The sequence below is a fragment of the Vibrio sp. 3-2(1) genome (assembly GCF_963887575.1).
In the GTDB taxonomy this organism is placed as follows: Bacteria; Pseudomonadota; Gammaproteobacteria; order Enterobacterales; family Vibrionaceae; genus Vibrio; species Vibrio anguillarum.
This window is the reverse complement of sequence record NZ_CAWPGB010000044.1, coordinates 116,592-139,406: the sequence shown is the minus strand read 5'-3', so window position 1 is coordinate 139,406 and position 22,815 is coordinate 116,592. Positions and strand designations below refer to the sequence as shown.

Annotated in this window: 19 protein-coding genes; 8 read left to right on the top strand and 11 right to left on the bottom strand. The window is 43.9% G+C overall.

The features are described from left to right. Positions 1-106 precede the first annotated feature (106 nt). Both AACQ79_RS13700 and AACQ79_RS13695 read right to left on the bottom strand, forming a co-directional pair. Positions 107-358: a YgjV family protein gene (locus tag AACQ79_RS13700; RefSeq protein WP_013867916.1), complete on the bottom strand. Its 252-nt coding sequence runs from the start codon at positions 356-358 to the stop codon at positions 107-109. 307 nt (positions 359-665) lie between these two features. After that, positions 666-983, bottom strand: coding sequence for a DUF496 family protein (locus AACQ79_RS13695; protein WP_010319897.1), 318 nt, complete (start codon positions 981-983; stop codon positions 666-668). A gap of 190 nt (positions 984-1,173) precedes the next feature. Here AACQ79_RS13695 and AACQ79_RS13690 point away from each other — a divergent pair, with 190 nt between their 5' ends. From AACQ79_RS13690 to luxQ, 6 genes are all read left to right on the top strand, one after another. After that, positions 1,174-1,377, top strand: coding sequence for a hypothetical protein (locus tag AACQ79_RS13690; protein WP_026028336.1), 204 nt, complete (start codon positions 1,174-1,176; stop codon positions 1,375-1,377). Positions 1,378-1,434: 57 nt separating this feature from the next. After that, positions 1,435-2,088, top strand: a complete 654-nt coding sequence (locus AACQ79_RS13685; RefSeq protein ID WP_170899235.1) for a DUF480 domain-containing protein — start codon at positions 1,435-1,437, stop codon at positions 2,086-2,088. Then, on the top strand, positions 2,089-2,412 hold the full coding sequence (locus AACQ79_RS13680; protein ID WP_094164912.1) for a GIY-YIG nuclease family protein: 324 nt from the start codon (positions 2,089-2,091) through the stop codon (positions 2,410-2,412). A gap of 95 nt (positions 2,413-2,507) precedes the next feature. Beyond that, positions 2,508-3,659 (top strand): conjugal transfer protein TraF, encoded by a 1,152-nt coding sequence (locus AACQ79_RS13675; protein WP_170899234.1) that lies wholly within the window; start codon positions 2,508-2,510, stop codon positions 3,657-3,659. 224 nt (positions 3,660-3,883) lie between these two features. Next, positions 3,884-4,984, top strand: a complete 1,101-nt coding sequence (locus tag AACQ79_RS13670; protein WP_170899233.1) for an autoinducer 2-binding periplasmic protein LuxP — start codon at positions 3,884-3,886, stop codon at positions 4,982-4,984. A 15-nt stretch (positions 4,985-4,999) separates the two neighbouring features. Then, positions 5,000-7,546, top strand: a complete 2,547-nt coding sequence (gene luxQ, locus AACQ79_RS13665) for a quorum-sensing autoinducer 2 sensor kinase/phosphatase LuxQ (RefSeq protein WP_170899232.1) — start codon at positions 5,000-5,002, stop codon at positions 7,544-7,546. A 17-nt stretch (positions 7,547-7,563) separates the two neighbouring features. Here luxQ and AACQ79_RS13660 read toward each other — a convergent pair whose 3' ends face one another. The 6 genes from AACQ79_RS13660 to yccS form a co-directional block, all read right to left on the bottom strand. Then, positions 7,564-8,229: a PilZ domain-containing protein gene (locus AACQ79_RS13660; RefSeq protein WP_019282225.1), complete on the bottom strand. Its 666-nt coding sequence runs from the start codon at positions 8,227-8,229 to the stop codon at positions 7,564-7,566. A 143-nt stretch (positions 8,230-8,372) separates the two neighbouring features. Next, positions 8,373-9,917, bottom strand: a complete 1,545-nt coding sequence (gene glpD / locus AACQ79_RS13655; protein WP_019282224.1) for a glycerol-3-phosphate dehydrogenase — start codon at positions 9,915-9,917, stop codon at positions 8,373-8,375. Between the two features lie 185 nt (positions 9,918-10,102). Next, positions 10,103-11,362, bottom strand: coding sequence for a hydroxymethylglutaryl-CoA reductase (locus tag AACQ79_RS13650; RefSeq protein WP_170899231.1), 1,260 nt, complete (start codon positions 11,360-11,362; stop codon positions 10,103-10,105). A gap of 87 nt (positions 11,363-11,449) precedes the next feature. Next, positions 11,450-11,749, bottom strand: a complete 300-nt coding sequence (locus tag AACQ79_RS13645) for a hypothetical protein (RefSeq protein ID WP_170899230.1) — start codon at positions 11,747-11,749, stop codon at positions 11,450-11,452. Positions 11,750-11,816: 67 nt separating this feature from the next. Next, complete coding sequence (locus AACQ79_RS13640; protein WP_013867905.1) at positions 11,817-12,041, bottom strand: hypothetical protein; 225 nt, start codon at positions 12,039-12,041, stop codon at positions 11,817-11,819. A 138-nt stretch (positions 12,042-12,179) separates the two neighbouring features. After that, positions 12,180-14,333 (bottom strand): YccS family putative transporter, encoded by a 2,154-nt coding sequence (gene yccS, locus AACQ79_RS13635; RefSeq protein ID WP_170899229.1) that lies wholly within the window; start codon positions 14,331-14,333, stop codon positions 12,180-12,182. 182 nt (positions 14,334-14,515) lie between these two features. Here yccS and helD point away from each other — a divergent pair, with 182 nt between their 5' ends. Further along, positions 14,516-16,579, top strand: a complete 2,064-nt coding sequence (gene helD, locus AACQ79_RS13630; RefSeq protein ID WP_170899228.1) for a DNA helicase IV — start codon at positions 14,516-14,518, stop codon at positions 16,577-16,579. Positions 16,580-16,682: 103 nt separating this feature from the next. Here helD and AACQ79_RS13625 read toward each other — a convergent pair whose 3' ends face one another. Continuing rightward, complete coding sequence (locus AACQ79_RS13625; RefSeq protein ID WP_026027464.1) at positions 16,683-17,138, bottom strand: methylglyoxal synthase; 456 nt, start codon at positions 17,136-17,138, stop codon at positions 16,683-16,685. Between the two features lie 52 nt (positions 17,139-17,190). After that, the gene (gene torT / locus AACQ79_RS13620; RefSeq protein WP_017047230.1) at positions 17,191-18,192 is read right to left on the bottom strand and encodes a TMAO reductase system periplasmic protein TorT; all 1,002 of its coding nucleotides are present in this window, start codon (positions 18,190-18,192) and stop codon (positions 17,191-17,193) included. A gap of 88 nt (positions 18,193-18,280) precedes the next feature. Here torT and torS point away from each other — a divergent pair, with 88 nt between their 5' ends. Next, positions 18,281-21,178, top strand: coding sequence for a TMAO reductase system sensor histidine kinase/response regulator TorS (torS, locus tag AACQ79_RS13615; RefSeq protein ID WP_249339201.1), 2,898 nt, complete (start codon positions 18,281-18,283; stop codon positions 21,176-21,178). Positions 21,179-21,321: 143 nt separating this feature from the next. Here torS and pyk read toward each other — a convergent pair whose 3' ends face one another. Next, positions 21,322-22,785: a pyruvate kinase gene (gene pyk, locus AACQ79_RS13610; protein ID WP_019280880.1), complete on the bottom strand. Its 1,464-nt coding sequence runs from the start codon at positions 22,783-22,785 to the stop codon at positions 21,322-21,324. Positions 22,786-22,815 lie beyond the last annotated feature (30 nt).

Sequence of the window (22,815 nt, the reverse complement as noted above, 5' to 3'; positions counted from 1 at the left end):
TTTGCTTGGCTATTTATGCTTTTGCTCTCTGATTTATCGATAAAAAATGCTCTGTCATCGTGGCAGAGCATTTTTTTACACGTCAATTTTTATTATTTTGGGTTTATCATGCAGCGCTTTTGGCGTCAGCCGTTTTTTTTTCTCGTTGCATCTTGGCTAAAAAGTAGATGTTTACGCAGGCGATAAAACCGTTGGTGAGCACTACAGGCCATGAATCAATCATGAGTCCGTAAGCGGTAAACAGTGCACAACCAACAAAATTAAGAATACGCAGTTTAACGATATCTTTCATTGTCAGCGAGATTGCCACCATGATCGAAGCTGCATAGCCCAAAATTTCAACCACATTCATTTCCATAATTTGACCCTCTTAATATATGCCGAACGATGTCGGTACCAATCTTCTCGCCGTGAGATAAGTGAGGAAGCTCCGTGCCTCGAATGGTCATAATTGATTTACTGTGTATAAATATAACAATAGCTAATATGTGATAAAAGACTCAAAACTAGGTTCGGTGAAGGTTAGCGATTACGCAAACGTTTAATGTCTATCACATAAAATTTATCGCACTTTTTGTTGATAGAAATATTGATTTGTTTTGTGAATGTTTTGGCCATAAAAAAACCCGTCTTAAGACGGGTTTCGAAGATGGTCGGCATCAATTTTACTTTTTGCCTTGAGTCATTTGTTTATCTTTATCGGTCAGCTCGCGAATACGACGGCTAATATCACGGCGCTCTTTTGAAATTTCTGCGCTTTTGATGATGTGATCATCGACGCGATCTTCGTAATCGGCTTTCATGTTATTGATGATCGCCATGACTTCTTCGTGGGTCATATCCGGTTTCATGTAATCGAGTAAGTTTTCAAGCAATTCAACTCTTTTACGGTTATCACGAACTTTTTTCTCGTTATCTAGCAGTTCACGTTTCAGTTTATTTTTACGGCGAGCTTGGTTAACAATTTCAAATACGATACTCATAGGTTCCTTTTCCCAACTTGAATGTCAATGCCATTGATTAAATCATATCGAGCTGATTCATAACAGCCTTTAGATCAATCCTGATTCACTCTTGATTAAGAAATAATCACTCTAGTCATGAGTGATTGTATTGGTACGGATAGGCGCTATATCATGTACCTTTCAAATCGCTATCTTATGGTATTTAGAGATGCAACTTTCAGAAATTTTAGTACCTAAAAGAAAGGATGTACCTGCAAACGCTGAACTGCATCACAGTGTTAAATTGCGTGAAGCTTATATTAGCGAACGTGAGAAGCTGGAGATGACCGAGTTAGAGTTAAACCGTGCAAAGATTGTGATGATTGATAGCAATGGGAAAATCATCCGAATTTCACTGTTGTTAGAACACTAATGCAACATCGATTGTGGCCTCGATTAGGAAACTCCGCTTAGAAAAAAGGAAATTATAATGAACATTGAGCTCTCTCCCCTAGAAGCACGAATTATTGGCTGCTTAATTGAAAAAGAAGTGACCACGCCTGATTACTACCCATTAACGCTCAACAGCTTGACCACCGCATGTAACCAAAAAAGTAACCGTGAGCCAGTGCTGTCATTAACCGAAGCTGAGGTTCAAGATGCCGCTGAGGGCTTGATCTCTCGTCGCCTGATGAGTGATGAAAGTGGTTTTAATAGCCGAGTGAGCAAATATCAGCACCGTTTCTGCAACACCGAATTTGGCGATTTAAAGCTGTCAAATCAAGAGCTTGGTTTGGTGTGCTGCATGCTGCTGCGTGGGCCACAAACGCCGGGAGAGTTGCGCACTCGCACTAACCGATTATGCAGTTTTACCGATGTAAAAGAAGTCGAAACTATTTTAGACGGTTTAGCCAACCGTGAATCAGGCCCGCTGGTGGTGAAGCTGCCGCGTGAACCGGGTAAGCGAGAGTCGCGTTATCAACATCTCTTTTCTGGAGAGGTTGACGTTGAAAGTTTAGAGCAAACTTTTGCTCATGCTCCGGAAGGTGGGGCGACTGCTCGTATTGATCAGCTTGAACAGGAGGTTCACGCATTAAAAAATGAAGTCGCCGAGTTACGCGCTTTGGTGGAAAGCTTACTGTAAGTGAATAAGGTTCCCCACAAAGATAGCCCGGACTGGTGGGTTTATTTGGTTCGAACCCGCCATCAAGCACTGTATTGCGGTATTACAACGGATGTTGAACGACGCTTTGTACAACACCAAACAGGGAAGGGTGCAAAAGCGTTACGAGGTAAAGGGCCGTTATTATTGGTTTGGTCTCAACGTGTAGAAGGCGGTAAAAGCCTCGCTTTAAAAACTGAGCTAGCGATTAAAAAACTGACCAAATTGCAAAAAGAACAGTTGGTGGCAGCGCAAGAGAATTTTCATTTCTCTGTTAGTGGTATGGATGATTTTGGTGACGATTAGGTTTGGTCAGCGGCATTATTCGCCAATTTCATGTGCAATGTAAAAAATTGTATTAACCTTGTTTAGGGAATAATAACAACAAGGTTGGTTGCAATATGAACAGTTACAACAAATGGTCAGTGGTCTCGTTGCTCTTGTTGGCTTGTGCTTCTGCGCAAGCGGCGAACACGATAGCTGACGCACGTGGTAATGGAATGGGGAATACTGGCGTAACAACGGCCGATTATCTGCTAGCCCCATTCTATAATCCTGCTTTGGTGGCCGTGTATCGGAATAATGACACGTTTGGCGTGCTTTTCCCTGCGGTAGGTGGTGCGGCTAGAGACCCAGACAAAAGCCTAAAATCCATTGATGACCTGCAAGATAGCATCAAAGCGTTTGAAAATTCCGGTACACCCAATCAAAGTGATATTGATAAGCTCAATCAGTATTTGGACCAGCTTGCCGATGACAAACCTCTTGCTGCATCGGCGGGCATTGGTATGGCGATAGCAATTCCTCTCGATCTAGTTTCACTTAATATTTTTGCGCGTGGGCACGCGGAGGTGATTGCGCGTTCTGATATTGCGGCAAATACAGGCAGTAGCGGCACCGACGTTGAGAATCGTTATAAAAATTCAACCGTTGATCTGATTGCATTTGGTTACTCAGAATTTGGCCTAGCACTGGCCAAAATATACAACATTCGTGGTCAACAATTTTCATTTGGCATTACGCCAAAAATTCAACAATTAAGAACCTATAAGCAAAATGTTTCGGTAAAAGAATTCGATCTTGCTGATTATGACAAAAGCGAAACGAACGATAATGCCTTCAATCTTGATTTAGGGGCTGTGTGGTTAATTAACGATTTTCGAGTGGGTGTTGCGGTAAAGGATCTTTTTGCTCAAGAATTAAAAACCATTGACGGTTTAAGCTCATATGATTTGGATACGCAAGTCACAATCTCGGGTGGATATGTCACTGAGTTTTTCACTGCTGCAATTGATTTAGATGCAACAAAGCAGAGTCGTTTCCAAGACCAAAAAGATGATACACAATACCTACGCTTTGGCTTAGAAGGTAATGCTTGGGGATGGGCACAGCTTCGTGCGGGTTATGAAATCGATTCAGAAGACACTTTGGACAACGCCGTGACGTTTGGCATTGGCATCAGCCCCGGAGATCTTGTCAGTTTCGATCTTGCAGGAAACTATGCTGGAGATAATCAATTTGGCATTTCTGGAAATTTAGCTTTCACCTTTTAAGTATAGGAAAGCATTCTGATGCTTTTGTTTAGTAAATGAGCGGTTATGAGTGCAAGTCAGCTTTTTTAGTGGTTTGCACTATCATTTATGAGGAACATACTTAATAATCAAGATGATATACGGGCTACTTGTTTGATCCTTCATTGGGTAGTCCGAGAATATGATGAGTGCGAAATCAGCCATTGTGTGTCATTAAATCCAGAAGTTAGTGTAATGAGAATGCCATGAGAAAAATCCTGCTCCTTTCATTTGTGTTCAGTGTCAGTTTGGCAGCCTCCACTCAGGCTGCAGCGCAAGTTTTAAATGGTTATTGGCGATATCAAGAGTTTTTAGATCTTCATCCTGCGCAACAGGCTCTTACCGACCAGATGATACAGGCAGTGCGTCAACCTCCCGCTGTACTCTCAATAGAGCAAGATAAACCTATTCATATTTCTGTTGTTTATCCAGGTCAACAAGTTTCCGATTATTGGGCGCACAATATCAAAGCCTTTGAGATGCGTTTAGACGAACTTGGGATTAGATACCAAATTAACCAAGTCTTCACTCGTCCGAATGTCGATATTCGCCAACAAAGTTTATCGTTGATGGAAGCGATCAGAAACAAATCCGATTACTTGGTGTTTACGCTTGATACCATCCGCCACCGTAAATTTATCGAGCAGTTGTTAAGTTCAAATCAAACCAAAATTATTCTGCAAAATATCACTACGCCGGTAAAAAGTTGGGGAGATCGCCAGCCTTTTATGTACGTGGGGTTTGATCATGAAATTGGCACAATGAAACTGGTGGATTACTACAAAAAGTCGGCGCCAAAGAATAGTGCTTATTCCGTACTCTATTATTCTGAAGGCTATGTTAGCGATGCTCGCGGTGATAGTTTTATCCAAGAAATGAGTCGAGACAGCAAATATCACTTGGCCTCTTCGTTTTATACAAAAGCGACACGAGATAGTGCATTTGATGCAACTTTGCGTATTCTTAAACAAACACCAGATATTAATTTTATTTACGCATGCTCTACTGATGTTGCTCTCGGTGCCATGGATGCGTTGCAGCAGCAAAATAGAGAAGATATTACGTTAAACGGCTGGGGCGGTGGTGAGGCTGAATTGGACGCGCTGCAAAATAGCACACTTGATGTGACTATCATGCGTGTCAATGATGATGCCGGTGTTGCTATGGCGGAAGCCATTAAGTGGGATCTTGAAGGAAAGCCGGTACCTACGGTTTACTCAGGTGATTTTGAGTTGGTAACCAAAGAGGTCTCTTCAGCGGATATTGAAAAGCTCAAAAAACGAGCATTTCGTTACTCTGACCATTGATATATCGAGTCATTAATGAGTTTAAGGTCAAGCACCGTCAAGAAAAAACAAAAGATAGCTACCGTGATCACCAAATCAATGATTGCGGTGATTGGCGCATTGACGCTCAGCGTTTTATTTCAAAGTTATCAGATCAGTAGCAAAATCATTGCTCAAGAAGTGCAACGTACGGCTTCTCAAACCTCTAGTCTCATCCAGAACCTCTTTAACTTCCGTCTTTCATTACTGCAGATAAACCAAGATAGCAGCGCAAAAAATGCAGGTTTAGTTAAAGCAATTCGTAAGGGCGATAATGACAGCATTGATCAGTTCTTTTTTGGAGTTGACCAGCTAGAAGTAGCCAACACACCTGACATTCGTTTCATTTCTGATTCTGACAGCCTGATGTGGGAAGATGGCAATGCTCAGTTTTATGGTATTGAACAAAACGAGCTGGTAAACATGTCTCGTAAAGTCGCGTTAAGTAATAACTGGCATATGATCAAATCGCCCTCTCAATTGGGCTATGCCTACCTAATGGTCAGACGTACTCCCGTGATTGACTCGCAGTCCGGAGAGGTGATTGGTTTTTTGCATCTTGCTACCGTACTTAACAACAATTACGTGCTGGCAGAAACATTACGTGAAGGGAGTAACTCAGAAAATCTCGTGATGACGACGGGTGAAAAGGTCTTAGCCTCAACAATTAATGGTGATGAGACCTACACGGAACGTGATGTTTTAGAAGATAATTTTGACGCCTATAGTTTTGCCGATTACATGGTAAGCCGTACCGCGTTAACCATAGAAGGCGTACCAATTTATATTAACGTCCTCAGTGTGCAGAGCAATGAGAACGTATTGCAATTACGTGAAAATTATTTTTTTTGGATGATTTTTGCCCTTTTTGCGATGGTGATAGTCTCTATTTTGACTCGTTGGTGGTTACAGCAGCGTGTCAAAAATGAAATCAGTAGCTTGATGAATTACACCCACAAAGCTGCAGAAGCTGGGAGTTATGAGCTTTTTTCTGGTTCTAAAATCTATGAATTTGATCACTTCGGCAGAACGCTAGAACACACATTTCAACGTTTATCTGAGCAAGAAAAACAATTTGAAGATCTGTTCAATTTTTCACTTTCGCCCATCATAGTATGGAGTATCGACGGTGATATCATCAAAATGAACCCATCAGCAAAGAAATATTTCATGCGTCGCAATGATCAACAGCAGTGCATTCTTGATGCATTAAAGCAAGAACTGCAGCCAAAGATACGCCTTGCGGTTGAACAAGAAACGTTCCGAGAGATAAACGTTGAAGTTTGCAACAAGGTTTTCCGCTGGAATTTATCGCCCATTATTTTTGAGCAGAGAATTGAGTCAATCATCACTCAAGGACAAGATATTACGACAATCGCTGAGGCGGCCAAACAGAGCCGACTCGCAAGACAAGAAGCGGAAGAGTCGGCGCGTATTCGTGCTGAATTTCTTGCAAAAATGAGTCATGAGCTGAGAACACCATTGAATGGAATTTTAGGGGTCTCTCAATTACTTAAGCGTGAAATCAGTGACCATGAGCAACTTGAACAAGTGAATGTGTTATGCAGCAGTGGTGAACATTTATTGGCGGTACTGAATGATATCCTTGATTTTTCAAAGATAGAGCAGGGACAGTTTAGAATTCAAGAGTCTGACTTTAAGCTGGTTGAGGTCATCTCTGCCGTGGAAAGTATCTATCGGCCATTATGTGCCGAAAAAGAGATTGAGTTCAGCCTAAAGAGCAATATTCCGCCTGATATGATGATCCATAGCGATCAAGTTCGCCTGAACCAAATTCTGTTTAATTTATTAAATAATGCGACTAAGTTTACCCATCATGGGTTGATTAGCATTGAGTTCCAGCAAAAGAATAACCACCAATTGTTTATTTCGATTAGTGATACAGGTATCGGCATCAGAGAGCAAGATCTCGCGCTTATTTTTGAGCCTTTTACTCAAGTAGAATCAAACACCACACGAGAATACGGCGGTAGTGGTTTGGGGCTTGCGATTGTCAAAAGCTTAATTGAGATGCTTGGTGGTGCCGTAAACGTGAAAAGCCAATTTGGAGTAGGTACTACATTTTCTGTTGAACTCCCGCTGGTTGTCGTCAGTGACTGCGGGAAGGATATACCATCTTATGAGCGCGCGCCGCCACATGAAATGTTTGAAAAACCAATCAAAGTGTTGCTAGTCGAAGATAATCATACCAACGCTTTTATTGCTCAAGCATTTTGCAAAAAATACGGTATGGAAGTGACAAGAGTAGAGGATGGTCTACAGGCGATTGATTATGTGAAAGATCATCCAGTGGATCTTATCTTAATGGATAACCAACTGCCTTACTTAGGTGGGGTTGAAACAACACATTTGATCAAACATGAGATGATGATGGATGTACCTATTTATGCGTGTACAGCTGATGGTATGCAATCGACTAACGAAGCATTTATGGCCGCAGGTGCAGAGTATGTGATAGTTAAACCTATCAAAGAGAAAGCATTGCATGAGGCTTTTTGTCACTTCCAAAAACGGCAGAAATAAAGCACCGCGCAACATTCTTATACGCTACCAGCCATAAAAGCGCGTTCTAATATTTCTTTTTTCAATGCAGCTGTCATTGCAATTGATTCAAGAAATTTAACGCCTACTAACATTCCTTTACCTTGTTGACGCACACTGACGATTTGGCAAGCGAGATCTTGTGGTAGAAGTGGGGAGAGTGTGGACTTTATCTCAATAAACATATCTTTTTCTAAATGGTGCAAGCCAGGAATAAATAGCGCGCAGCCAGAAATAGAAAAGTCGATCAATTTCCCTTTAAATTGATGCTCTCCTTCATGCATAACGGCTGGCAAAGAGAGTTTATAGCGCTCGTGCTCACGGATTGGTTTGGTCACAAAGTGCTTAGGAAACTTGATAAACAGTAATCCGAACGGTTTAGAAATACTACGAATAATCGAGGTTTTGAACGCGAGTATATGACCTAATTCAGTGTCACAAATCCCACGCAAAATGATTTGGATATTAACTATTTTTCGCATCACCAAGTCTTCACGAGCTTTAACGGGCATATCGATCAGTACGTATCTTTCACGTTTGCATCCGACAATTGTCGTTGAAAAGCTGTAAGAATCCTCAGGTCCGAATTCAATAGTGACGAGGATTTTCATGCATGGCTTAAGGAGTTTGATGAGATCGTCGCTGTTAGTATTCGGAATTGGCATTGAGTGGCATCGTCGTTACGGAAATATAGCTTTACTATACCCCGTGATTTTTACGTCACCTACTAAGAAAAAGTAAAAAACTCTCAGAAGATCATATTTCTAAGAGCTTTTCTCAAGTTTAATTCTAGTGGCTACATCTTGTGTTAAGCACTGATGCGTTGACATTCGCAAGTTGATGATTGGTCGATATAATCATTTAACTGATCAATTTGTTCAGTGTTAAATGTTAAGCCGAGTTTACTTCTGCGCCATAGTATATCTTCACATGAAGAAGCAAATTCATAATGTAAGAGATAATCGACTTCGCATTGATAGAGCCCAAACGCAAAATGTTTACCCAGATCAGCACTACTTTGAACATTATCGAGCATCACCGAAACTCGGCTACCATAATTAGTGATCCAGCGGTTAATGGTCGCTTTATCAAGATCTGGGAAGCGCTGCTCAAGCTGCTGTTTGAGCTGTGCTGGATAAAAGGCTTCTCCACCAGGCAGTGGTTTGTTTGCAGTCCAACTGTCAGACATTTGATTAAAAAATGGTTTTAATTGACCCATAGCAGATTCAGCTAACTTGCGATAAGTGGTTAACTTTCCACCAAAAATAGAAAGTAGTGGCGCATTATCAGCTTGTTGATCCAATGAGAGTGTATAGTCCCGAGTAATGGCTTGTGGTGAGTCAGACTCGTCATCACAAAGCGGGCGTACACCGCTGAAGTCAGCCACAATATCATCTAATGTGAGCTGATGGATAAAGTGCTTATTCACCACATCCAATAAGTACTGTTTTTCTTCGACGCTAATTTTCACTTGACGAGGATCACCTCGGTATTCGACATCGGTGGTGCCTATCATTGAATAGTGATCAAGATAGGGGATCACAAAGACGATCCGTTTATCTTCGTTTTGTAAAATATACGCCTGCTCTTCATCGTGAATTTTCGGCACGATAATATGTGATCCTTTGATAAGCCGGATACCGTAGGGAGAAGTAATTTCAATCTGCTCATCAATGAACTGTTTAACCCAGGGACCTGTTGCGTTGACAAGCGCGTGACTGCGGCGAGTAAAACGAGTTTGTGTTTTTTCATCAAACAAAGTCACATGCCATAACTCGTCAACACGACGAGCTGATTCAACGCGGCAATAGTTTTTTACTTCGGAACCGAGTTCACGTGCTTGCATCGCATTCAGTATCACTAAACGAGCATCATCGACCCAGCAGTCTGAGTATTCGAAACCCATTTTCATCTCATTTTTAGTCACCACACCCGCGTTAAGGGCTATTTTTTTGCTGGCAGGTAGTGAGGTGCGTTTGCCTAAATGGTCATAAAGAAAAAGTCCGGCACGAATCATCCAAGCAGGTCTTAGAAAAGGGCGGTGTGGTAGACGAAATCGCATTGGTTTTGCAATGTGAGGCGCTTTGCGCAACAGTACTTCGCGTTCAGCCAATGACTCACCGACTAAACGAAATTCATAATGTTCTAGGTATCTCAACCCACCATGAATTAATTTTGAGCTCGCAGAAGAGGTAGCGCTAGCAAAGTCTTTTGCTTCATACAGGCCAACTTTCAGCCCTCGGCCAGCAGCATCTACGGCGATGCCTGCCCCATTGATACCGCCACCGACAACAATAATGTCGAGCACATTGTTTTCGGCTTCAATCGAGTTGCAAACAGAATGGTTGTTCATTGAGCGTACCTATTTCGTTTTTGTTCTGTAATGTTCGTATGAAACCATTTTTTAGTCGAAATAGTTAGTTTTTTGTTTTTTTATTTTGATCTCGATCATTATTTTCTAATGCATATGCTCACTTAACCAATAAAAAAGGCGTTACGTGAATACGTAGCGCCTTTTTTATTGTGAGAGGCAATACCTTAACGAGCGAGTTTGCGATGGGCGCGTGAAAAATGGCCAGCGCAGAACGCACCGACAATAGAAAGTTCACCAGCCAGACAGAGTGATGCTGCCACTTCGGCTAACGCTTGCGAATGACCAGTACCGTGCAGACCGAGAATATCCAAACATGCTTTTTGACTCGGTAACCCTGTACCGCCACCAACGGTCCCTAACATTAAATTGGGTAAGGTTACACTGGCGTACAAACCACCATTTTTGTCCACTTCCATGCGTGTCATACCAATTGCCGATTCAGCAACGCAAGCGGCGTCTTGCCCACAGGCAATATACAAAGCAGCGAGTGCATTAGCGTAATGCGCGTTAATGCCTATCGAGCCGCTTAATGCCCCACCAACAGTCGTCATTTGGCCAAATTGCATCATAGACTGTGGCGTCGTATGCAGATGTTTATGGATGAGTTCGGCAGATAAATGCACCTCGGCAGTCACTTTTTTTCCTCTCACACTACGCAGTGTTTGGCTAGTGGCTTTTTTATCACCCGATAGGTTGCCATCAAGGAATGCGTATTCAGGCTGCACAGGAGTATTCGCCAGAATGGTTTGGAACACGGCATTGGTGGCAATAGTGACCATGTTTTGCCCTGATGCATCGCCAGTTAAAAACTCAAACACGAGGTAGACATGGTTCCCTTCAATATTGACATTAATGTCTGACAGTTTTCCGTGTGCTGTCGTGTTTTCTGCAACTTGTTTAAAGTGGTCATATTGAGTCACTATCCACGCAACAAACTGCCCAGCTTCGATTAAGTTATAAAATGCAAAGCCTGGCGTGCGAGTAACGCCTTCATTTAACAACATGGCGCTTGCACCTCCTGCCGCAGTGAGCAGTTTTGCACCACGATGATAAGAGGCAACCAAAGCGGCTTCGGTTGTAGCTAGCGGGACGAGATAATCACCTTTGGCAAACAGTCCGTTGACTCGTAATGGCCCTGCGATCCCAACTGGAACTTTGACTGTGCCAATAAAATGCTCAATATTTTTGTGGTAGCTGAGCATATCTTGCTCTGTTGAGTCATCTAAAAGCGCACTTTTGTTCGTTCGCGTGTTAAGTACTTGCCAACGGCGTTCTACATTTTTTGCGGTTAAATACGGACTTGGTGTTAATTTGAGCGTTGGAGAAGTGAGCTTGGGTTGGAGTATTTGCTCTAGCTGCTGGGCTGATATATCACCACCCAAAATAGAAACATAATCTCTTCGATGCAGGTTTAGCTTAGGCATAGCGAATCATGGTAAAGAATTTGCGGGCATTGTACTAACCATGCACATAAACACAATATTTGCTTGTGTTGCAAGTTGTGTGAAGAGTTAGGCTTGGATATCCAATATTGAACCCAGCATGTCTTGATCTCGTTGGATAATATTGGTGCCAATGCGGTTGTATTGTGTAGCTTGGTTCAATTTTAGTAGGCTATCAATTTCTTCAGGTTTTTCTTCAGCTTTAGCAACAACTTTATCAAACTCAACTTTATTAAAAGCAAGCGCTTTGTCCGTTTTATCAACAGGAGAGATGTCTTTTTCCATATTGAGCTCACGAGCCGCATCCTCAGCCATTTTATTTGACTGATTGATCAGTTGATAGCCAGAATGAACACCAGATATAGACATAAGCTTACCCTCGTCGATGTCTAAAGTTTAGGCTCCGTTTACTTTTTGCACAAGAAGAAATTCGTGACTAGGAAAAGAGGCTCGAAAGTACATTCAGCTCATCATCAGTGAGTAAGTTATTCGATTCATTTTCCAAAGAGTGCTTTATCTCGCCTTGTAATAAACGCAGTTGTTGAGGTGTTAAATGCTGTAATTGTGATTTTAAAGACTCAAATTGATTATGCGTCATCGACTCATGCCTCAGTAAAAAATGCGCTGCCTTCTCACCGCGGTAAGTTTGATGTCCTTTCATGGCCTTACACCTGTAAGAAAATACTTAATCTGAGATTATTCTCGATGTGGCGATTTTTTGTCCGAAAAATGTCAAGTTATAACAAGAGAAAGGTGAGAGCCGCCCGAAATTGAGCCGCTCTCATTATTACGACAATTGCTAGTTTACACGGACGGCAAACTTACTGGCGAGAGAGTGAAGCTCAGGTAGCATGCGATAAATAAGGTGCAGCTGTTGTAAGACCATTCTTACCGAGCTTTCATCTTCTTCACGCCATTCGGCTAAGCGTTTCTCTAAGCCTGCGTCGTCAATGTCGCTGGTATCGCATTCATCACAATGTTCATAAAGTTGTTTGTGCAACACCTCTAGGTGTTGGTGGATCACTCGGTGAGTTTCAAGCACCAGTTGGTGCGTTGCTTCATCTTCGATGCGTGTCCGATGGGCTCCAAGAGCAGAGATATAGCTGAGCAGTGCATGGTTCAGTGTCAGAAAACGGAAACTTTCATCGATTGCCGCGCGATATTTACCCGGTTCTGCCAGCATATTACTGATCGCTGCGGTTAAATTTGCGTCTTGGTTGTGGGCATTGCGCCGTGAGATGCGATAGCTCAAGTTGTCTTTTTTACCGATGCGGTACTGACCAATAATCTGTCCCAAATAGGCTTTGTTGGCATCGATCGCATCCGCCATGACTTTATGTAATCGTTTTGATTGCCAGTCAGGGAGGATCAGCACTACCGCTGCGACGGCCAATGCGCAGCCAATCAGAGTATCGGCAAGCCGAGGCAGTACCACGGCGTAACCTTCACCCAATTGATTAAAGCAAAACAGCACTAAAAGAGTAATAAAGCCAGTCGCATAGCCGTAGTTGTTTAGTCTAAAGGCGAAAAACATCACACCTGATAGTACGATAAAGACCAATTGGCTTTCTGGCGATGGGAACAAGGTTAAGAGCAGCACGCCTAAAAACAGCCCCGATAACGTGCCAATGATTCGGGCCGTCAGTTTTTGCCGAGTGGCTGAGTAGTTTGGCTGACAAACAAACAGTGTCGTGAGTAAAATCCAATAGCCTCGTTCAATACCAAAACCTTGGATGATTCCGTAACCGATAGTGAGTGCGATAGACATACGCAGCGCATGACGAAATAGCATGGAATCTTTATGCAGATTTGCCTTCACCCGTAACCACATGGCTTTAAGAGTGTGGGCTTCTGTATCATACAACATGCCCTCTTCGAGCTTGTTAGCATCAGGGTTGTTAACGTTATTAAGTTGCTTTTCTACTGTTGCTAAGTTATTGAAAAGATAGCCTAATTGTGCTAATGACACCCGCCAGTCAGGGCGTTGTTGTTGTTGTAGGTAGTTTAATGAGCTTTGCAATTCATCCAGAGCCATGATTGACTCTGAATGGTGCTGATAGCTTCGCCCTAACTGAATCGACTGGGCTATTTCACGGCAGGCTTTAGCCTGTGTTTCTAATAAATGTTTAAAGCGAAACAGCACATCTGAGCGGCCAAAGTGTTCAGCAAGCTCTTGATAGCGATAATGACTTGAATTGACACGTTCATGGATATCTTGTGCCATAAAATAGATGTTGAGAAATCGGTCACTGGCACCATCAATATGGCCTCTTTTTGAACGACTCAACAAAGTAGCTTTACATTGATTGAGTGCGGTAACCGTTGCCGCGTTTAAATTGGCTTCAGCAATTCGATATGGCTGAGGGACTAAGTTCGATACGGGATGGAAGAGATGGCTTTTGGACTCAAGATAATTGGCCAATTGCAAAAAAACATTCGCTAAGCTTTGCTGTACTGGTTGCATTGGCCAAAACATATGCCAAATCATCGACATGAAGTAATACCAAGCGGCACCCGTCAGGAGCAAAACGGGTTGAAACCACAAATTCACGCTTTGGTGTGCACCCAACATGGTGTAGATGGCGATAAGTAAGGAGCCAAAGGCGATGCTGGCATAACGTGGGCCAATTGCGCCAAGAATGATAAAACCAAACGAGGAGATAAATAACCCAATCGCAAACAGTGGCGGGGTATGGAAAAGTAGTTCGATGGAAAATGCAGCGATAGCAAAGCAGATAAATGTCAGAGTGAGGGATTTTAACCGTCCACTGAAACTGTCATCACTTTCAGCCAGTGCTGCGGCAATCACGCCAAGGATCAGTGGCGTAATCCAAGTATTGAGGTTGTAGTGCCACGCAGGAATGACCACACCTAATAGAGTGATCAAAATGAGAATGCTGTAATTGACAGTTTTATTCGCCCAATAAAGGCGAATTTTGCTAGAGAGCGGCACGATACTTCAACATCCAAAAAGAAAACCATAGTGTAGCAGAAGCGTTGATTAACACTCTGATCAAGATAAAGAAAAACGTCTACTTGATTACAAAATCAACAACAGTAATCTTGACATTAATTTTTCAATGCCCACTGTGATTGGTATATCATATTCACATTCTTATAAAAGAGCATAAAACCATGCAGCTGAGCGCAAATAAGCCTGCACAATTTCTCATTCAAGACGAATATAACCAAGTTGAACTTGACCAACAGCGTTTGATTATCTCCTCGGCTGTCAGCGAAGAGCGGATCCCGTTCACGGTTTGGAACGGTAAAGTCCGTGTTAAGCGTGGTTTGTTTTGGGGAGCATTGCAGTTTTTTGCGCATGAAGATGAAGGTGTTCAACAATCATGGTTGGTGCAAGGTTTGCCTTGGCCCGAGTGCCGACAGTTTGCCCATACGGCGGTAGCGGCTTATCAACAATGGCACAATCGTCAATGTGTGCAGTTGAGTCAGTATCTGCCTCGCTGGGAGCAAGAGCTCAATCGCTTGAAGCGTTTACCCTCTTTTTTGCCGCACTCCTTATTGGATGTTTGGGCTTTGCAAGTGGAAGCTGATTTTTCGACGATGGACATGAAATTAGCCGAAGCACGTCAACGGCTACCTGATGCTATTGCTCAGCTCTCGCCTTGGCTTACGGATCGCTCGGCGTCCCTTGCCCAGCGAAATCAACACTGGCTTGAATTGGAACGTCAAAACTGGGAAGTCTTATTCTCTCAAGTTGAAAGTTCTCCACTTAATTTGTCGCAGCAACACGCAGTGCTACTCAATGATGATCACAACCTCATCCTCGCGGGTGCAGGTTCGGGCAAAACCAGCGTTTTGACGGCGCGTGTTGCGTATCTACTCCAAAGTCACCTTGCACAGGCCCACGAAATTCTACTGGTGGCTTTTGGTCGCGATGCGTCGAAAGAGATGGAACAGCGATTAGATAGCAAAATCGGCATGGCGGCGGAGCACGTTCGCGTTAATACCTTCCATCAGTTAGGGCTGAAAATTTTAAACGAGGTCGAAGGGCGAGAAGCGATCATTTCGCCTGTAGCTCTAGACAGTAACTTAAAGTTGGCATGGTGTATTGATTGGTTGAAGAAACATTGGATGACGCCGACCAATTTTAAGCGTTGGCAGAAGCATTTATCTAAATGGCCAATTGCTTATTTAGCTGGTGATGATGAACTGGGCAGCCATGTTGAAAACCCAAAGCTGATTGCATGGTTGGAAAAGCAGCTTGAGCAACTGGCTATGCTTGGTCTTGGGAAAAAGGAGCTGCAACAACGTTTGATTGACCATCCAGACTATTCACGGCTGAACAGTGAGCTCTCTTTGTGCTGGCCATGTTACCAAGCTTGGTTACAAATGCTCAAAGAGCAAAATCAAATCGATTTTAATATGATGATCAGCCGCGCAACGGAATATGTTGAAAAGGGCAAATTTAAATCGAATTGGAAATTCATCATGATCGATGAATACCAAGATATTTCACCACAGCGATTGGCGTTGATCCAATCTTTGTGTGAGCAGCAGCCAGGAGCGTGTAACTTGTTTGCAGTGGGTGATGATTGGCAGTCAATCTATCAATTTGCTGGTTCTGACGTTGATCTTACGACTGGGTTTAGTGAACGCTTCCCACACTCGACGGTTCATTATCTGGATACGACTTATCGTTTTAATGATCAGTTGGGTGCGGTGGCTAACCAGTTTATTCAAGCCAATCCGAATCAGTTACCAAAAACACTTAACAGCTTCAAGCAGCAAAAACAAAAATCAGTTTTTATTGCACCAAGTAACAACATTGAAAAGATCTTGGATCAGCTCAATCGCCAAGCGAATGGTACACAATCTGTGCTATTGCTTGGACGAAACCATTATCATAAACCAGAGCTGCTTAACGACTGGAAAAAGCATTACCGCTCACTCAATATAGAATTTATGACTTGTCACGCCAGTAAAGGTAAAGAAGCCGATTTTGTGATTGTGCTCGGTGTTGATGAGGGACAGTTTCCGGCTCGAGTGAAAGCACTGCATATCGATAGTGCATTGAGCCAATCGAATGATGATTTCCCCTATGCCGAAGAGCGCCGTTTATTCTACGTTGCAATGACCCGCGCTAAAGAGAAAGTGTGGATCACGCACTCGGGCAGTGGCTCGGTTTTTGTTCGCGAATTGCTATCAGGGGATTACCCAGTGGTGAAGCAGAAATAACGCATCCTTTGAAAGGGGATGCGTTCACGCAGGCGATCAAGTTGTTTTATGTGGTGATTTGGATGTTGACTGTGTGTCTCTGTGCGTATGTAAAGGTTATAGGTTACATGCGTTCAGCTAGATAAGCTTGGTAATCAGGGATCTCGATATCGACCTCTTGCTCTATCAACTGTGAAGAGAACAAAAATTTAGCACTGGCGCGGTTTGTGGCAACTGGAATGTTCCAAACGCTGGCAATTCGTAGCAGAGCTTTTACATCGGGATCATGCGGTACGGCATTGAGTGGGTCCCAGAAGAAGATCAACACATCAATTTTGCCTTCAGAAATCAACGCACCAATTTGTTGGTCGCCACCCATCGGACCGCTGATCATGCTTTTTATAGCAAGGCCAGTCTCTTTGCTGAGCATGTTGCCAGTGGTTCCTGTCGCGTATAAAAAATGGCGCTGTAGTTTTTCTTTATTTTCTTTTACCCAGCGAAGTAGTTCTGGTTTGCAGTTGTCGTGAGCGACGAGAGCGACATGCTTATGCGCAGGCATAGTCCGAGTCGTTGTTTGCATTGAAGAGTTCCTATGATTCAAATCAGTATGTTAAATAGCGAAATCGCCACTTTTATTCAATCTCTTTTACGCTAAAAGTCGGCCTATATTCAGATGGAGATAACGAATCTGCAATTATCTGCGGATTGAGTGACATAGGCGTTAAGGATTCGATAATCGGTGCGGCTTTTTTTTCATAAGGTTGCTGATTGAAAAAAGCCGCAGCTTGTTGAATGGAAAGCCTGCCTTGCTCGACCATTTTATCCGTTGGCGCAAATTCGACTCGGCCACGCAGCAGCCCGCGGTAGACGCCATGACTTAAATAGGTTGCCACCAAACCGATGTGGTTTGTCATCCCTGAGGTTCTCAATTCGCTGATCGCCGCTTCAATCGCGACGGCGCTGCCCACAATATAGCGAAGGTCAGCTCGCTCCAGCGCTTGTTGTACTAAATTACGCTGCAGTTCTTTATCATTATCTGCCCATAGGCTTTCCACTACGTTGATATCGCTGTCTTGTATTGCGCGATAAAAACCTTGGCTAACGGGTTGAGTACCACCACTGGTTTTCGGGCCAAGTAGCAAAGCTATATTGGTTTTTCCACTGCCTTGTGGGTGCTTATCAGCAAGATATTTTCCCGCGTAGTATCCCATCCAATACCAATCGACACCCACTTGACCTTGTAGCCGCGCAGCCTGCTGCTGATTGAGAATGAGCTGATTAACCGTTGCAAACACAGGCGTAGAAGCGACGTATGTGCTTAAGTCCGTTGTGTAAAGATCAGGCGCAACAGTACCGAGAATGATCGCATCAGCGCCCCAACGAACGCACAATGAAAGCTGTTCTTTTTGTCGTTCATGATTAGGATAACCACCTGATTCTAACACGCGTAAATTCAATTTCTGTTTTCTCGCCTCGTCAACCATTCCATAGTTGACTGATAACCAATAGGAATCTTTGAGGTGAGGGTATAAAGCGCAGACTTTCTTATGGGGTTCGGCGAATGTTGTGCTGCTAACCAAGCTTAAAATCAGCAGTAAAAGCGTTGGGGAAATAAGGTTTAAGATCAATTGCATTCGCTATTCGTTGGCATAACGTGAGTAAACACTGCAAAATATAGCCCATTCCGTGTTGCTTAAGAAGTAATGTTTGAGGTTGGGTGCCATGTTGTTAGCCAAAGCCAGTATTGGCCGAAAATTAATGTTGTCCTTTTCGGCAATGGCCCTGCTCGTGTTGTTATCGGCGTTGATCGGTGTGTTTGGTTTTTCGCTGGTGGCTAAAACCGAACGTAATGTGGTGAATTCTGCCATTCCTTCGATGCTGGAAGCGCGTCAAGTGTCGGAGTTAAGCACACGAATCATTACGTCTGTGCAAATGTTAACCAACTCAAAAACAGAGCAAGAGCGCCAGCAGTATGGCAAAGCGCTTTTCGATCAGCTTCAATCTTTGCTTAATCACATCAAGCAGTTGGGTGCCGATTCCTTTGATTCAGAACTGCTGACGCGCCTAGAAAATGATGTTCAAAGCGTTATCGATACACTGGCTCAGCTTGGTATTACGGTTGAGCGTAAGTTGTATCTGGCACATGATTTAAGTGTTCGAGTGGAAGAGATGCGACAACTGGCGCTGCAATTGGAAGAGCTGACGCGCACTCAAGTGCTCAATACCAGTACCATCGCAGTGGCGAATGTGACGCACATTTATGACTTGCTGCAAGCCGATAAAACGTCACAAGCGTACAAAGCGTTAGACGCTTTAGTGGAAGTGGACCTCGATCTTTCAGAGCGCTTGCATGAGCTTCATTTGCTGGCGTTCAAAATGCTCAGCCACATCGAAGAGACACGCACGGTTACCGATGTTGAGCGAATCCAACAAATCCAAACAGAGTTTTTGCATAACCTCACCATCATGCAGCGCAGAGTACGCGCGGTAGAAGACCCGACGCGTTCGAAGCAAATGACAGAGCTGCTTAATGAGTTAGAAAAGCGCAAAGTGGTTTTTAGTGTTTTGCAGCAACGTTATGATAACGAACAGGTCGCGAAATCGCTCACACAAAACACCTTAGTACAGTTTTCAGATCTCAATACTACCGTCAGCCGCTTAGTGGATGACTCCAATCGTACAACGACTCACGCTGTTGCGCAGCTCTCTACAACCTTGAACATGGCACAGTATACATTGACCTTATTAACCTTGGTTGGCCTTCTCATTGCAGCTTTCATTATGTGGAAGGTCGTCTATCTGTCGGTGGTAAAACGTTTAGCTGAATATTCATCGGCACTGTTATCCATCGCAAAAGGGCAACTGCAGGTGGAAGTAGCAGTTCAAGGAGAGGATGAACTGGCGCAAATGGGGCAGGCGATCATCACGGCTCGCAATACCGCGCAGTCTCTTAAAGTGGTGGCGGAAAGTGAAGCGCAGGCGAGAGAGGCGTTACAAGAACACAAAGAGCACTTAGAGGAAGTGGTTACCGAGCGAACAGAACAATTACAACACACCAATGAGAAACTCAATATGGAAGTGTTGAATCATGCCAAAGCTCGCAACTTAGCCGAGCAAGCCAACCGCGCTAAATCGGCATTTTTGGCTACCATGAGCCATGAAATCCGCACACCAATGAATGGCGTATTAGGCACGGCTCGTTTATTACAAGAGATGCCATTAACCGTTCAACAGCGCCAGTATGTGGACGTGATTAACCGCAGCGGCCACACCTTGTTGTCCATTTTGAATGATGTGCTGGATTATTCAAAAATTGAGGCCGGACACTTAGAAATTCGCAATGCCAACTTTAATTTGCATCAAATGGTAGACGATGTTTACCAACTGATGAAAGGACGTGCTGAAGAAAAGTCGCTTGAATTTACCAAGCAGATTGAACTGGATGTTGCTCCTTTTTGGGTGGGTGATATGACTCGCTTAGGTCAAGTGCTGACTAACCTTGTGGGTAATGCCATCAAATTTACCGATCAAGGTTATGTGGATATTTATGTCAGTCTTGATGCTGAAATGCCTAATCAAGTGACATTTGAAGTGTCGGATTCCGGTGTTGGAGTCAGTGAACAGGATCAAATCAGGCTGTTTGATGCGTTTACTCAAGCTTCCAGTGAGCAAAGTTACAAAGGCGGTACTGGGCTTGGTTTGGCTATCAGCAAACGGCTTGTTGAAGCCATGGGCGGCGAGCTTAAGCTTGAATCAGATTTAGGCAAAGGAAGCCGTTTTGAGTTTACTGTTCCTTTACAGCGAGGAGAGGCAGTGAATGAAGTGGTTAAAAGGCCGATAGCCGCGACGCGAGAGGCCAACATCTTGCTGGTAGAGGATAACCCTGTTAACTGCATGGTTGCTGAAGGGTTTTTGACCAGTCTCGGTCATAATGTGCTCACCGCGAAAACAGGCGCTGAAGCTCGGGTTCTGTTTAGTGAACACCGGTTTGATATCGCACTGCTCGATATTAATCTACCTGACGTTAATGGTGTTGAGCTGTTGGCGCAGCTCAAACTTATCGAAAATGAACAGTATTCGCATCTACGCCCCACACCGATGATTTCTATTTCGGCGCATGTGTTTAATGAAGAGGTGGAAAGCTATTTAGCGGCTGGTTTTGATGGCTATTTGCCCAAACCTTTAGTCAAAGAAGATCTTGCACAACTTGTCCAGCAACGTATTGAACACAATACCTTACCCGTTGAGTTGATTGTGCCTACGCACGTAATCTCTGATAGCCAAAAATCCGCTCGTCCGATTATGGACGAGCGGATCCTACTCGCGGATATTGAAGTGCTAGGGCGTGGCAAGATGAATGAAATCATTGAGCTGTTCGCCGATTGCACGCATGAATACCTACACGAGTTTCGTCAATCGAGGGAACAGGCTCAGGTCGTTAAGTCGTTAGCACACAAATTGAAAGGTTCAGCTGGCAGCTTAGGTTTGCATGCCTTGTTTGATCTGTGTTTAGTCATTGAGAAAAGTGCTGACTCTGCGCAAACTTATCAAGAGCTACAAGCGGAATTAGAAGCCTTAGCTGCTCAATCCATTCATTCACTCAGGTTACTGTTTATATAAATAATTGGCTGTTGGCATCATTAAAAAGGGCCTGCGACAAGCGCAGGCCAAGTTCCCTGTGGAGCAAGGTTTTTTAGGGGGAGGTGTTGAGATCACTGAATAATTTTAATGATCTCATGATTAGCGGCGCAGAACCCTACATTCTACGCGGCTAATTCTTTTACTACTGGCAACGTCAATAAACGACAGACGTTAATATTACCCACGCCTTCGATCGATTCTAATTGTGTCATCAAAATGGATGAAATATGGCGATTAGCTGCGTCTTGTGCCAGAGCGTTAAGCACTTGCTGAGACAGCAAATCCGCTTGTGTCGCTAATGATGGAATATAGGTTGGTGTAACGCCGCGCAAAATGGTTAATTTACGCAGCAGTTCAGGCCTGTCGGAGAGTGCCCAAATGGTAGCTTGGCTTTGACAGCGAGACATCAACAGGGGTGTTTCTCCCTGTTGAGTTAAAATGGCGACCCCAAGATCTTTATGAACCTTAGTCGCCGATATCATGGAGGAAAGCGCGAAGCTTTTGCCCGCATCGCTGCACAAATGATGCAGTTTATCCCATGAATTTTGCGCACAGCCTAACTCTTGTTCTGCACCGTGAGCGATACGCACCATCGCTTCTACTGCTTCAATGGGATAGCTTCCCGCCGCTGATTCTGCTGATAGCATAATAGCGTCAGTGCCATCAATAATCGCGTTTGCTACATCAAGCACTTCTGCGCGTGTTGGCAGCGGGTTGTCAATCATCGACTCCAGCATCTGTGTTGCGGTGATAACGGGTTTGCCTAAATAGTTTGAGCGCGCAATCAACGCTTTTTGTACGCCAGGTAGGCGAGCATCACCGATTTCAACGCCTAAATCACCACGAGCAACCATCACAACGTCGGATGCATTGATGACCGCGTCCATATTTTTTTGATCGCTCACCACTTCGGCTCGCTCTACTTTGGCGACAATGTGTGCATGACAGCCGGCTTGTACCGCTAACCGGCGCGCTTCATGTAAATCCTGGGCATTACGTGGAAATGAGACGGCTAGAAAATCGGCTTGGAGTTTCGCGGCAGTGATGATGTCTCGTTTGTCTTTGTCCGTCAGTGCCGGCGCGGAGAGGCCACCACCGAGCAAATTAATGCCTTTGCGATTAGACAGCTTACCGTTGTTTATGACGCGAGTTTTTACCCACTGCTGTGGTTTGTTGAGTTCTTCGACCCGGAGTTGTACTCGGCCATCATCAAGCAGTAAAGTATCACCCAACTTCAAGTCTTGAATCAGCTGCGGGTAATCTAAGCCTACACGTTCTTGGTTACCAGCCATTGTGGGGTGAAGCCCATCGAGAATAAATGAGTCACCCGCTTTTAGAGTGATCGCACCGTCTTCAAAACAGGAAATACGGATCTTAGGTCCTTGTAAATCGACTAATATGCCGACACTGACACCAAGCTTTTGTGAAATGTCACGTACTAACATCGCGCGTTCAATATGCTCGTCAGCGGTGCCGTGAGAAAAGTTTAAACGTACAACGTTAACACCAGCATTAATGAGCTTGGTGATCATCTCACGGCTTTGGCTTGCAGGGCCAAGCGTTGCAACGATTTTTGTTTTACACATAGTGGTATCCTATAACGACACTCGCTATAG

What these genes read in the sequence shown, in the direction of transcription:
- AACQ79_RS13645 (WP_170899230.1), bottom strand. Translation starts at nt 11,749, where the DNA reads ATGTCTATATCTGGTGTTCATTCTGGCTATCAACTGATCAATCAGTCA.
- AACQ79_RS13650 (WP_170899231.1), bottom strand. Translation starts at nt 11,362, where the DNA reads ATGCCTAAGCTAAACCTGCATCGAAGAGATTATGTTTCTATTTTGGGT.
- torT (WP_017047230.1), bottom strand. Translation starts at nt 18,192, where the DNA reads ATGCAATTGATCTTAAACCTTATTTCCCCAACGCTTTTACTGCTGATT.
- AACQ79_RS13690 (WP_026028336.1), top strand. Translation starts at nt 1,174, where the DNA reads ATGCAACTTTCAGAAATTTTAGTACCTAAAAGAAAGGATGTACCTGCA.
- glpD (WP_019282224.1), bottom strand. Translation starts at nt 9,917, where the DNA reads ATGAACAACCATTCTGTTTGCAACTCGATTGAAGCCGAAAACAATGTG.
- AACQ79_RS13700 (WP_013867916.1), bottom strand. Translation starts at nt 358, where the DNA reads ATGGAAATGAATGTGGTTGAAATTTTGGGCTATGCAGCTTCGATCATG.
- AACQ79_RS13670 (WP_170899233.1), top strand. Translation starts at nt 3,884, where the DNA reads ATGAGAAAAATCCTGCTCCTTTCATTTGTGTTCAGTGTCAGTTTGGCA.
- AACQ79_RS13675 (WP_170899234.1), top strand. Translation starts at nt 2,508, where the DNA reads ATGAACAGTTACAACAAATGGTCAGTGGTCTCGTTGCTCTTGTTGGCT.
- torS (WP_249339201.1), top strand. Translation starts at nt 18,281, where the DNA reads ATGTTGTTAGCCAAAGCCAGTATTGGCCGAAAATTAATGTTGTCCTTT.
- AACQ79_RS13660 (WP_019282225.1), bottom strand. Translation starts at nt 8,229, where the DNA reads ATGCCAATTCCGAATACTAACAGCGACGATCTCATCAAACTCCTTAAG.
- AACQ79_RS13695 (WP_010319897.1), bottom strand. Translation starts at nt 983, where the DNA reads ATGAGTATCGTATTTGAAATTGTTAACCAAGCTCGCCGTAAAAATAAA.
- AACQ79_RS13640 (WP_013867905.1), bottom strand. Translation starts at nt 12,041, where the DNA reads ATGAAAGGACATCAAACTTACCGCGGTGAGAAGGCAGCGCATTTTTTA.
- luxQ (WP_170899232.1), top strand. Translation starts at nt 5,000, where the DNA reads ATGAGTTTAAGGTCAAGCACCGTCAAGAAAAAACAAAAGATAGCTACC.
- helD (WP_170899228.1), top strand. Translation starts at nt 14,516, where the DNA reads ATGCAGCTGAGCGCAAATAAGCCTGCACAATTTCTCATTCAAGACGAA.
- pyk (WP_019280880.1), bottom strand. Translation starts at nt 22,785, where the DNA reads ATGTGTAAAACAAAAATCGTTGCAACGCTTGGCCCTGCAAGCCAAAGC.
- AACQ79_RS13685 (WP_170899235.1), top strand. Translation starts at nt 1,435, where the DNA reads ATGAACATTGAGCTCTCTCCCCTAGAAGCACGAATTATTGGCTGCTTA.
- AACQ79_RS13625 (WP_026027464.1), bottom strand. Translation starts at nt 17,138, where the DNA reads ATGCAAACAACGACTCGGACTATGCCTGCGCATAAGCATGTCGCTCTC.